Source organism: Turicibacter sp., from assembly GCF_017941855.1.
Lineage (GTDB): Bacteria > Bacillota_I > Bacilli_A > MOL361 > Turicibacteraceae > Turicibacter > Turicibacter sanguinis.
The window spans coordinates 72,065-84,642 of record NZ_JAGAVR010000104.1 but is presented as its reverse complement, the minus strand read 5'-3'; the positions used below and the strand labels follow the sequence as shown (position 1 = coordinate 84,642).

At 33.1% G+C, this 12,578-nt stretch carries 12 protein-coding genes; 3 read left to right on the top strand and 9 right to left on the bottom strand.

Annotation, left to right across the window (positions count from 1 at the left end; translation table 11 throughout):
* The 5 genes from J6D32_RS11290 to J6D32_RS11270 form a co-directional block, all read right to left on the bottom strand.
* Window positions 1–245, bottom strand: a 245-nt coding sequence (locus J6D32_RS11290; RefSeq protein WP_287467682.1) for a CarD family transcriptional regulator, incomplete at its 3' end; no start/stop codon positions are given.
* A 417-nt stretch (window positions 246–662) separates the two neighbouring features.
* Window positions 663–1,385, bottom strand: a complete 723-nt coding sequence (locus J6D32_RS11285) for an N-acetylmuramoyl-L-alanine amidase family protein (RefSeq protein WP_006783934.1) — start codon at window positions 1,383–1,385, stop codon at window positions 663–665.
* Window positions 1,386–1,514: 129 nt separating this feature from the next.
* Complete coding sequence (locus J6D32_RS11280) at window positions 1,515–2,216, bottom strand: hypothetical protein (protein WP_006783933.1); 702 nt, start codon at window positions 2,214–2,216, stop codon at window positions 1,515–1,517.
* On the bottom strand, window positions 2,213–3,643 hold the full coding sequence (locus J6D32_RS11275; RefSeq protein ID WP_006783932.1) for a sensor histidine kinase: 1,431 nt from the start codon (window positions 3,641–3,643) through the stop codon (window positions 2,213–2,215). Before J6D32_RS11275 ends, J6D32_RS11280 begins: the two co-directional genes overlap by 4 nt.
* Before the next feature lie 2 nt (window positions 3,644–3,645).
* Complete coding sequence (locus J6D32_RS11270) at window positions 3,646–4,302, bottom strand: response regulator transcription factor (RefSeq protein WP_009606522.1); 657 nt, start codon at window positions 4,300–4,302, stop codon at window positions 3,646–3,648.
* Between the two features lie 157 nt (window positions 4,303–4,459).
* On the opposite strand from J6D32_RS11270, the gene J6D32_RS11265 reads away from it, so the two are divergent.
* Complete coding sequence (locus J6D32_RS11265; protein WP_006783929.1) at window positions 4,460–5,173, top strand: pirin family protein; 714 nt, start codon at window positions 4,460–4,462, stop codon at window positions 5,171–5,173.
* Between the two features lie 39 nt (window positions 5,174–5,212).
* Here J6D32_RS11265 and J6D32_RS11260 read toward each other — a convergent pair whose 3' ends face one another.
* Window positions 5,213–6,763: an AbgT family transporter gene (locus tag J6D32_RS11260; protein WP_006783928.1), complete on the bottom strand. Its 1,551-nt coding sequence runs from the start codon at window positions 6,761–6,763 to the stop codon at window positions 5,213–5,215.
* 319 nt (window positions 6,764–7,082) lie between these two features.
* On the opposite strand from J6D32_RS11260, the gene J6D32_RS11255 reads away from it, so the two are divergent.
* The gene (locus J6D32_RS11255) at window positions 7,083–9,050 is read left to right on the top strand and encodes a M28 family peptidase (RefSeq protein ID WP_009606521.1); all 1,968 of its coding nucleotides are present in this window, start codon (window positions 7,083–7,085) and stop codon (window positions 9,048–9,050) included.
* A gap of 62 nt (window positions 9,051–9,112) precedes the next feature.
* Window positions 9,113–9,565, top strand: a complete 453-nt coding sequence (locus J6D32_RS11250) for a YdeI/OmpD-associated family protein (RefSeq protein ID WP_006783926.1) — start codon at window positions 9,113–9,115, stop codon at window positions 9,563–9,565.
* A 46-nt stretch (window positions 9,566–9,611) separates the two neighbouring features.
* Here J6D32_RS11250 and J6D32_RS11245 read toward each other — a convergent pair whose 3' ends face one another.
* The 3 genes from J6D32_RS11245 to J6D32_RS11235 form a co-directional block, all read right to left on the bottom strand.
* On the bottom strand, window positions 9,612–10,328 hold the full coding sequence (locus J6D32_RS11245) for a glycerophosphodiester phosphodiesterase (RefSeq protein ID WP_006783925.1): 717 nt from the start codon (window positions 10,326–10,328) through the stop codon (window positions 9,612–9,614).
* Between the two features lie 94 nt (window positions 10,329–10,422).
* Window positions 10,423–11,208: a Cof-type HAD-IIB family hydrolase gene (locus J6D32_RS11240; RefSeq protein WP_006783924.1), complete on the bottom strand. Its 786-nt coding sequence runs from the start codon at window positions 11,206–11,208 to the stop codon at window positions 10,423–10,425.
* 16 nt (window positions 11,209–11,224) lie between these two features.
* On the bottom strand, window positions 11,225–12,568 hold the full coding sequence (locus tag J6D32_RS11235) for an ABC transporter substrate-binding protein (RefSeq protein WP_262951576.1): 1,344 nt from the start codon (window positions 12,566–12,568) through the stop codon (window positions 11,225–11,227).
* Window positions 12,569–12,578: the final 10 nt, after the last annotated feature.

Below are 12,578 nucleotides of genomic sequence, written 5' to 3'. Positions count from 1 at the left end.
ATCCATAATAACTCTAAATCAGGTATTTTCTGAATTAACTCTTTAACTTCATCCGTAGAGTGAATAGGTCTAATATTTTTAATCGTATTTAAAACTGGAATCTTAATCGTCATTTGAGGTGAAAAAACAGGCTCTAATACATAAAATGATTGCTGAGGATAATCTAAGAATTTTTCTTCTTCAATTCCAATCACTTTACAAACTCCCGTTAGCCCATACATAATATAGTCATTCATTCTAAACATTTTTAATCACGTCTTCCTTTCTGACTGTATCTCGTAATGATGTCACTTCTATTTTATCAGTTTTTCAAAATTGGATGTAAGCAATAAATTTTCTACTCTTCCTCTTTTTCTACTTCATTAGACATCAAACACAATCCAAACAATACATTTTCGACTTTAATTGACAGAAATACTATCATCCTAAATCGAAAAATGTCTGCCGAGATAAATTTCTTAAACATATAAAAAATGAACCATATGGGATGGGTTCATTTTTTATATGTTTATTTCAGCTTAGGGGAATAAATTTATTCTCTTATCATCAGGATAAGAAGAATTTAGGTCGAGAGTTTTTTCTCAATAGATAGTGTCTTCCTCACAAGGGATGTGAGGAAATAAACGACTTCATTACAAAATTAAACATTTTATCTACTCCAATCATGATTCAAAAAATTGATTAATTCCATTTACCATTCCTGTTACAAGTTTATATTGGTAAGCATCACTTTGAAGAAGTGATAACTCTGATTTATTGGTCATATACCCTAACTCAACTAAGCAAGCCGGCATTTCTGTTTTTCTGGTCACCACTAATTCATCATAAGCACGAATTCCTCTATCTCTTGCACCTGTAGTTTCAACTAATTCAGTTTGAATGAATTGAGCTAATACCTCATCTGACTCTGTTTTAGTACTTTCATTATAATAAACTTCAATTCCACTAACCGTTGAATCATCGATATATGAATTTTGATGGATACTAATAAATAAATCTGCCTCTACTTCATTAGCAAACTCTGCTCTTTCAGTTAGCGTTAAATACGTATCATCACTTCGCGTCATCATCACTTCATATCCTTCTTCTTCTAAAGCACTCTTTAGTTTTAACGCAATCTGTAAGTTAAGATCTTTTTCATCAACATTTGAAATGCTACTCCCTGGATCTTCATCTCCATGACCCGCATCAATGACAATCAATTTTTGTTTCTCTTCTTCTATACTTCGTGCGAAAACTTGTATCTCTGATGTAGCAGGCTCTATCAAGTCTTCCTTTTTTAATTTTATATTCGTCAATACACCTATAGCTGTTAAGAGTAAAATAAATAAACTCATTTTTATATATTTAAATCGGGGTTTTTGTTTGCTATTTCTATATCGCATTTTCATCCCTCTTTTCGTCAATCTCTAACATATTGAGACAATTATATCGATTGCATCTATGAAAGATTTAAAAAAGTTATATAGAAGTTGTAAAGTTTTAAAAAGATGCATCCTAAGATGCGTCTTTTTTTAATTTAACGTCGACCAAAACCCAAGTGAACATCTCACGATACGTAATGTATAAGGATTTACTTCTAATAAAAAAGATTGTTCTTTTGTTTGCTTATCATAATACGTTAACTCATAATTATTAGAAAAATCAGAGCTTCCAATCTCAAAGCTAAGGGTATCAGGATTAATTCCCATAACCATCTCAATATAATTTTGACACATAGCTATCACTTCCTCTACCTCAACTTTATCACCATCAGAGAATCGAGTTCCTTTTGAACAATCATCAATCTCTAATAGTTGACCACTACTAGCCGTTAAAATGACTTGATAATCATAAGTTTCACCTTTCATTTCAACAATAAAAATTCCTTCACTCAATTCATCATTTAAACTATCAATCACTTCTTCTGAAAAAGAAAAGAGGTACGGCTTATGTTTCCATTCTAAAATGAGATTTTCCATTGTTTCAGATTCATAAAACTGAACAGCGATAGCAACATTATCAAGTTGTAAACTTTTTTGAAGGTAGCTATTCACAGCTTTAATACTAATATCTTTAATCGTATCAACTGAAACAATTCCATTGTAATTAGAACTAATATCTAACGCATTTGTTTCAATCTTTTGACTCATCAAAGTATCAAGTTGAATCGTATTAAAGAGCCGAGAACATCCACTAAGAAATAAACATCCTAAAATAAAGATTATTTTTCTCATAATGCTTCCCCTCCTATCTTTAGAAACTTGACCATTATTTTTGTGCCTTGATCAATCTGACTTTCAATTATTAATTCTCCCTGATGTAACTGAATAATTTTTTTACAAATTGCTAACCCAAGACCTAATCCATTATTTCTCGTCGTTCTGACTTCATCTACCATATAAAAGGGTTGCGTTATTTTATCAAGATGTTGCGGTGAAATCCCGCATCCCTCATCTTCAACGATTAATAAAATTTCATTCTGTAGCGACTCACAACGAATCGAAATGTTATGGTCTTCTTGAGATGCTTTTATCGCATTTTCAACTAAATTAATAATCAGAGATTTCATTAAATCTACATCCATTAAAAACTCACCATCTTCACAATTAACAATCAAATTCAAATGATACGCTGAGGTCTTCATTTCAAGAATAGGTAAAATGGATTCAATGACATCTTTTAAATTTCCTCTTTGAAGTGGAAGATTTTCCTTCTCAAGTAATACTAAATTCATCAATTTAACTGAGATTGTTTCCAATCGTTTTCCTTCATTATAAATAGTATCTAATGCTTCTAAAAATAACTCTTCATTGTATGGCGATTTTCTTAAAAAATCAGTATACCCAAGAATTGAAGTTAATGGTGTTCTCAGTTCATGGGTAAAGTCATTAATAAAATTTTGTTTATCTTCGTTACTTTTAGCAAGCTCGTTAATTTTAATTTCAATTGCTTGAGCCATCTCATTAAAATCGTGAGCTAAACGTCCCATTTCGTCATGAGTACGAATCTGAAGTCGTTCGTTATAATGGCCACTTGCAATAACTTTCGTCGAATGAACCATTCGTTCAATCGGTTTTGTAATAGATTTGCTCACTGCAAACATTGAAATAAAATAGATTACTAACGCTAGGGCATCAAGTAAGATAAAAAACTGATATTCCTGAATTCTATTTATATATAAATGAGTTAAATCTCTTACATAAGAAATTCGATAAATCGTCTGTTCTACTGGAACTGAAATGGATGAAAACAAATAAGTTTTCCCCTCAATTTCCCTTAATATATAATTAATTTCATCTGTCTTAATTTGATCATATTCAATACGTCTATCAGGCAATTTAAAATCAATATTCGTATAAATCATCTCATTACTATCATTAATAATTTCTATGTAATTTATTTCTTTGCCACTCCCATAAACAACATTTTGAGCATATGACTTTAATAACTCTTTGGTATAACTTTCATCATTATAAATCTTAAAAACAGGCCCCATCGCGACAATGCCTTTATAAATAGAATCCGTCTGACTAAGCGTACTTTCAACTTCTTGATTTAGCATATTAGAATGATTCTCTTCAATAATGAGCACCCCAGATATATTAAAAATAATCGTAAAGACAATCATCGAATACAATGTAATCTTAATCCAAATCTTCACGATTAATCCTCCAAACGATATCCAATTTTATAGACTGTTTTAATCTCCTCTTGTAACCCTAACTTTTTACGTAGCGCATTAATATGCATATCAACTGTCCGAGTTTCACCATAATAATCAATTCCCCATACTTTTTCAATTAACTGTTCACGGGATAAGGCAATATTCTTATTTTTTAACAGTGTTAAAAACAAATCATATTCTTTCACTGTGAGATACACGACGTTACCATTTAGCTCAACTTCACGCTTTTCATCATTCACCGTAATATTTTTATATGTTAACAATTTATGAACTTTACCATATCTTCTTAAAACTGCTTCAATACGAGCTAATAACTCTATCGCTTCAAAAGGCTTGACCATATAATCATCTGCCCCTAAACGTAGACCGTCTACCTTATCCATCGTCGACGTCTTTGCTGTTAAAAAAATAACCGGAATATTTAAGGGACGTATTTTTTCCATTAACTTAAATCCATCCATTCCTGGAATCATCACATCAAGTAAAATAAGATCAAACTTTTCTTTTTGAATTCGCTCAAAAGCTAATAAACCATCCTCAACTGATTCCGTTAAATAGCCCGCTAAATTCAAATTTAATTTAATTAAACGCGCAATGCTCAAATCATCTTCTACAATTAAAACCTTATGTTCCATATGATTACTCCTTTCTCCTTTGATAATTATACTTCTTTTTGTTACCTGGGAAATAAATTTCCTGTCGAATTTAATCGTAATATGAAGTATACTTTCAGCTAACTCATCAATACTATGAGTAGGCGTATGCCTAATTTTTAAGATGGGGTGAAATACTATGCTCAGAAAACTCGATCATCAGTTCATGGGTGGTGCAGTTTACGATTGGCTTGAGTCAACATACCACTTTTCCTATGCTGATTACTTCGATCAAGCGAATCTTAATTTCGGTGTCTTACGTGTTTTAAATGATAATATGATTGCACCACATAGTGGATTTGAAGCTTGTCCCCATAAAGATATGGAGATTTTAACATACGTCATCTCTGGAACGTTAACTCATACTGATAGTATGGGCAATACCACTCACTTAACTCGTGGACAAATGCAATACTTAAGCGCTGGTACCGGTACAACACATCGTGAGTACAACGATCAAGATGAACCGCTTCGACTTCTTGAAATGTGGATTACTCCAGATAAAAAAGGACATCAACCAACATATGGAGTCTATCACTTTGATTGGGATGCACGTCATAATGAATGGTTACATATGGCATCTGATTTAACAGATGATGCCCCTATTACCCTAAATCAAGACGTTAATATCTATACGATTCTTTTAGACGAACATAATACGGCTGATATAAATGTTGGGGTGAATCGTCAAGCTTACCTTCTTCAAATCGAAGGCTTCTCAGAAGTGAACGGGATTGCATTAAAAGAGAAAGATTCTCTTGAAATTATAGAAGATCATGTTCATATTGAGGCGACACATGACTCACATTTTATTGTCATTGAAATGAAAAAAACAGATCATCCATATATGTAAAAAAGGCTTGAACATTTTGTTCAAGCCTTTTAATTTTTATTACATAAAGATTGAGATTCCAGGTCCTAATGGTAAGTTGAATACGAACCAGATAATTAATAACAGTGTCCATCCAATTAATAAAGAGATTGAATAAGGAACCATTGTTGAAATTAAAGTACCAATTCCTGAATCTTTATCATATTTATGAGCGAATGTTACGATTAATGCGAAGTAGCTCATTAATGGAGAGATTAAGTTAGTTGTAGAATCTCCGATACGATAAGCCATTTGCGTAAATTCTGGTGTGAATCCAACTTTCATTAACATTGGAACGAATACTGGAGCTAAGATAGCCCATTTAGCAGAAGCTGATCCCATGAAGATGTTGATAAATGCTACTACTAAGATAAATAAGATAACTAATGGAATACCTTGTAATCCGATTGCTTGTAACATATCAGCACCTTTAACCGCGATGATTGTTCCTAAGTTAGTATAACTGAAGTAAGCAACGAATTGAGCAGCGAAGAATACTAACACAATGTATGATCCCATTGAAGCCATACTTTTACCCATTAAGTTCATAACGTCTTTATCATTCTTAACTGTTTTAGCACCAACACCATAAGCGATACCAACTAATCCGAAGTATAATGCAATGATGAATACTAATGAATCCATAAATGGTGATTTTAAGATTCCTTGTACACCTGGATCAGTTCCGCGTAATAATCCATTTGCTGGACCCACTAAAGCAATAATTCCTACTAGGATAACTAATGCTGCGATACCAGCGAATTTTAATCCGCGTTTTTCTTCTTTTGTTACAGTCATTGAATTTTCTTCGACTGTTGCATCACCTTTATAAGCTCCTAAACGTGGTTCAACGATTTTCTCAGTCACGAATGTTCCGATAACTGTGATTAATACTGTTGAAGCAATTAAGAACCACCAGTTCGCTTCCATCCCAACTACATAGTTTGGATCAAATAACTTAGCTCCTTCAGTTGTTAATCCTCCAAGTAATGAATCAGTAGGACCAACCATAACGTTAGCACTGAATCCTCCAGATACCCCAGCGAATGCCGCTGCAAGACCTGCCATTGGATGACGTCCAACACTTAAGAAAATAATAGCTCCAAGAGGAATTAATACTACGTATCCAGCATCAGATGCGATACTTGATAAAACCCCTGCAAGTACAACAACTACCGTAATTAAACGTTTTGGTGTACTCATAACTAATTTCTTTAATAAAGCTGAAATGAATCCAGTTCCTTCAGCAAGACCAACCCCAAGTAATGCTACTAAAACTGTACCAAGTGGGGCGAATCCAGTAAAGTTACTTACTGCTGATTTAAATAAATATTGAACACCTTCTTTTGAAAGAAGACTATTTACTGTTACTGTCATTTCCTCAACAACATTCGTTGTACGATTAATCCCCTCGTACGTTACCGAAACTCCTGATGCTGCTAAGATTGCTGATAATACAACGATTACTCCACATAAAATTAAGAAAATTGTTGCTGGATGCGGTAACGCGTTCCCAATTCTCTCTACTCTATCGAGTATTGTTACTTTTTTCTTGCCGTTTTTCTTACTCATATGCTTACCTCCTTGTAAATTTAGCTCTTCTCCCTATGAGGCGAGGTAGTTTAAATGGTTAAACATAATTAATTATACCCAGAAAAGATTACCACATACTAGCGGAAATATATTCCAAAAAACATCAATTTTACATCATTTTGATACAAAATAAGCAAGAAAATACCACTAAAAGTACACATTTTTTTATTTTTTCAAACTTTTAACAAACAAAAAACAATGATAATAAACTTTAATTTCTAATTTAAGCCTACAGTGTAACCAATTCCGCCATCGCCTAATATATTATTAATAATGCTAAATATAAGGAGATGAAGCGATGAGTTATCAAGAGGACTTAGATATCTTTTACGATAAAATCAACGTTGAATATGCTACCTATGTTGCGACTACCCTCGCCAACTTTGGTTCTAATGAAGAACTTGGTTTTAGAACAGCCGGATCTCAGGCAGAAACTGAGGCCAGCAACTTCATATTTCAAGAATTTATAAATATTGGCCTTCAAAACGTCAGAAAAGAACAAGTTAACATTGATTCCTGGGATTTTAAAAATGCCGCTTTATATTATGTCGATAAATTACAACCTAAAAAAATTACATTAAGTTCTTATGCAAATAACTGTATCATTGCCAACAAAGAATTTGAACTTGTTTATGTTGGACGTGGAACTCGATCTGATTATCAAGATCTCGATGTTAAAGATAAGTTGGTATTAATTGATTTAGATGAATATATCGGATGTCAGGTCGGAGTCTCAGCCTATCAAGCTAAAAAAAATGGAGCTTATGGAATCATTGTTGCTCCATTTGAAAATGACGATAAAATTATTACAGAATCTCTTAACTATGATAATTTTATTGCTCCTGCTAACATCCCTACTTTTTCAATGAGCTTAAAAGATGCTAAAGCGTTGAAAAAACGACTTGGGAAAAGGGAAAGTTTATCTGTGATTTTAAATTGTTATAATACGGTTACTCCTGATCAGCAGTCGTATAATGTGATTGGGGAAATTCCTGGTGAGCAATCGGATGAGTTAATTTTGGTAATGGCTCACTATGATGGAATTTTTCATAGTTTCCATGATGGAGCGAGCGGTTGCGGATTATTGCTCAGTTTAGCGAGAACTTTAAATTTGAGTGATTATAAGCCTAAAAAGACAATTATCTTTATTGCTCATAGCGCCAGAATTTGGGGGATGACGAATTCTTCGTTTAATTGGTCAGTCGGTAGTTATCAGCAAATAAGGTTTAATCATCCAGAATGGGCTGAAAAAGCTTTTATTGCAATTAATTTAGAAGGATTTGTCGCACAAGATGATTGTGATTCCCATATGATGAAAACAACTTATGAATACCAACGGATCATTCAATCTATTGAAAAGCTTGTCCGGGGATGTCCCTATAAAAAAGGAGCACTCGTTGATGCTCCAACGACTATTTTAAGTGATGATTTTCCTTATTCTCAAAGTGGGGTTCCGACCGTGATTAGTTATCGTCCAGATAGTGAGTACGTCAAAACAACGTATCGAACTAATTACGATTTGATTCAAAATCATTTTAGTCCCGCAGCTTATTTATACTGTCACAAGCTTTATGGAACGCTCATTATCCTCTTCGACCAAATGAAGATTAAGCCTTTTAACTTCGAGGCTTTGTTTGAGGCTCTTGAAAATAGTCTTGATTATGAGACATACCATCAGTATAAATCGCTATATCTTGAGATGCATAAAGCGAGATGGAGTGCTAAGAAATTGTATGACTATTTGAATCAGAACGAGTTTAGCAATCAAGAAATCAATTATTTGAATAAGCAACTTCACTATATTTATCTAGAGATTCAGGAATGTTTTGTGCGCCTTTCATGGAACGGATCCAGTATTTTTCCTCATGAGGCTCATCAAGAGAATATTTTTCAACTTCGTGAAGCAATTCGGTTATTGAAAAATCAAAAAGTTCCTGAAGCTATTATCGAACTATGTAAAATTGATTTAAATTTATTTAATTATTATTACGATAAAGACACATTTGATTTTTATGTGAACCAATCGTTATATGAAGACGATCGTCATCTTGCTTGGGGGAAAAATCTTTTACTTACCCATCTTGATTTATCAGATATTATTGAAACATTACGTCATAAAAGTAATTGGGAGAACCTCTATCCCGTGATTGAACAACTCAATCAAATTTTAGTTAATGAACAAAATCAACAAGCAAAGGTTGTTAACGAAGAAATTCATCATCTTAAAAAATTAAATAGCTGGATTAAATCCTTATATAAAAAATAATGACCATCTCTGAAGAATTTGATATCATTAAAAACGTACTATTAAAGTGAGGTTATAAAGAGATGCAAGCATTTAATGCAAAAATAATAGAAGCAAAAACAAAGGGTGGAGCTTATATCGAGATTCCATTTAATGTTGAAGAAGTTTATGGCGCTAAACGAGTAAAAGTTATTGCATCATTTGATGGAGTCCAATATCGTGGATCACTTGTAAAAATGGGAACTGATTGTCACATCATTGGGATTAAGAAAGAAATTCGTGAACAAATCGGTAAAACAATCGGTGACACTGTTACGGTGACACTAAAAAAAGATGAACTGCCTCGTATTGTCGAACTACCTGATGAGGTCAAATCGTTCTTTGAACAACATCCACAACATCTAGAATTTTGGAATTCTTTATCTTACTCAGTTCAGAAAAAAAACATTGATTCAATCAACTCAGCAAAAAAAGAAGAAACGCGTGCTAAACGATTAGCCACACTACTTCAAAAAATACAAAATAAAGAAAAGTAAGAGAGCAGATTATTCTGCTCTCTTACTTTTTATGAAATTAATTCTTCTATTTTAAAATTTCATCTAATAATGCCGGATAATCAGTGAAGATTCCATCTACGCCTGCTTGAATTAGCTTTCTCATATAGGAAGGTGAATTCACGGTATACACATTCACGAGAATACCATTAGCATGAGCTTCTTTAATTAAATCTTCAGATACCCATCTCAAATTAGGATGAATAGCATCAGCTTTTAAAACTTTCGCAAACTCAATGACATTTTCAATGGGTTCATCATACAACAGGCCTGTTTTAATCCGTTCATCGAGTTCTTTACAAATACGAATCGATTCAGGATTAAAACTTGAAATCAAAATTTGATCGACTAATCCATATTGATGAATTAATGAGATGACATCCTCTTCAATTCCCACATAGTGAATTTCATCTGTTTTTAATTCAATATTTAAAATCACGCTATGTTGCTTGATTAACTTAAAGACTTTCTCAAGCGTTGGGACATTACAGTTATCCACTGTTTGAAATAATAATTTTCTCGTCTTTAGGGCTTGTAATTCTTCTAACGTAAAATCTTGAACAAGACCTTTTCCTCTAAGTGTTCTCTCAACATCCTCATCATGAATAACGACTAATTGATTATCCTTACTTTTATGAACATCAAGCTCAATTCCTGTCGCTCCTGCTTTAATTCCTTCTAAGAAAGCAAGTAACGTATTTTCAGGAAAATCTCCACTCGCTCCTCGGTGAGCAAAATTAATCATAAACACACCTCACATTTTTAAACTTTACGACGATCCCAATTTAAAAACTATCCTTATAAAATAACACATTGTCTCCTGAAATGAAGTCGTTTTTCTAAATTAATTTCAAATTTTTTAAAGCGTTGTAAATACCATTCTCATGGATGCTATCCGTTACGTAAGTTGCTCTTTCCTTTAATAAATCACAACCATTCCCCATCGCAATTGAATAATCCACCTCAGCAAACATCTCTAAATCATTAAATCCATCCCCAAAAGCATAGTACTCCATCTCCTTACCACTTTGATGTGACTTAAGATAACGAATTGCGCTCCCTTTACTACAATGTTTATTGAAAATATCGTATCCGTCCTCAATATCAATAAGCTTTACAAAACTAAACTGTGGATAAGATTGACGCATCATTTCAATTTCACTATCCTTAATATATGCATTAATTTGAAAGACTTCATACTTTTCAATTTGATTTAAAATATCTTCTTCTAAGTATCCTAACGGCATATTGTATTTAATTGAAAACTCTGCTACCCAGGCCTGATTTAGTTTTCCTTTACTCTCATGAAGAAAATGAATACAATAGGGCGTTTGATTTTTTTCAAAAACCGTTAAAAGATCTCTGACTAACCTTTGATTCATGTATTCTTTATAAATCACTTCATCATTCACAGTAATTAAGGAACCATTAGCAGAAATAATCGTTTTAAACATGTCATAAAAAGATTCTTGTTTAACCATAGCCAAAGATCTTCCTGTTGCTATGGCTATATTAATATTTTTCTTTTTTAAAGATTTAATTGCCTGTATGGTACTTTTTGAAATCATATTTTTTTCTCGACAGACGAGTGTATTATCCACATCAAAGAAAATTGATTTATTCATTTACATTCCCTCATTTTTAATTGTTTGCTTTATTATATTTTTCTAACGCCGTATTAATTGTTTTTGCAATGTTAGAAACTGCTGTCTGTGAATCAATTTCATTATTTAAAACTTTTTCAATATTTTCTTCAATTGAAGCACGAGCTTCTGGGAATACGCCTAAAAGGGCTCCTGATTGATTATTAGATTCTCTTAGTTGATTAATCGCTGTTAAAAATTCAGGATTTTTTTCTAAATGTTCTTGCATTGATTCAATGCCATAAGCGTCTTTAGTAACAGAGAAATATCCTGTTGCAGCTGCCCATTTTGCTTGGCTTTCTGCCGACACCATGAATTTAATGAATTCAAAGGCAGCCTCTTGTTTCACATCGCTTCCTTTATCCATGATCCATAATGAGGCCCCACCAATTGAAACACCACCTTCATCAGTTGAAGAAACTGATGGTAAATAAGCAGTCCCTAAATCAAATGATTCACCTACTTTTGATTTAATATCTGTTAAAGAAGCAGTTGATCCAATAATCATCGCAACCTTCCCAGAGCCAAACGCATCTAAAACAGCATCATCACTACGCCCTAAATTTAAAACATATCCTGAATCAATTAAATTTTTCCATCCCTGAATAATATTGAATGCCCCACCATTTTCATCAAAAACAACCGACGTCGCAACCCCATCACGTCCGTTTCCTTCATTCGCATAATCAAGACCCTGTTTAATTAAGAATTGCTCAAAAAACCATCCATATACTCTCATTGAATACCCATAGCGAGTCTCTGTCTTTAACATTTTTGAAAATTCAAGAATTTCATCGAAGTTTGTTGGTGCTACTTCAGGATCTAACCCTACTTCTTCAAATGCCGTTTTATTATAATAAAGAATTGGTGTCGACGTATTAAATGGCATTGAATATAACGTTCCATCAATTTTATAGTAATCTAAAATATTTTCTTCGAGAGAAGAAATATCATATCCATCACGATCAATCAATTCTTGCATTGGCGTTGCATACCCACTATCAATCATCCACTTTGTCCCAACTTCATATAACTGCATAATATCTGGTCCTGAGTTTCCTAGAGCAGCACTTTTTAATTTATTAATCGAATCATCATATGAGCCTTGATACTCGGCCACTACTTTAATGTTACTTTGAGAACTATTGAATTCAGATACTAAAGTCTCAATCGCTTCTCCACCTTTCCCCCCCATAGAGTGCCAAAACGTCACCTCAGTTACTTTACTGGTCGATTTCGTCGCATCAGTTGAATTTAATACTTCATTTCTTCCACTACACCCTACTAATAATGATGTTGCTAAAATACTAGCCCCTGCTACTGGTAATAATTTACGTTTCATTATCTATTTC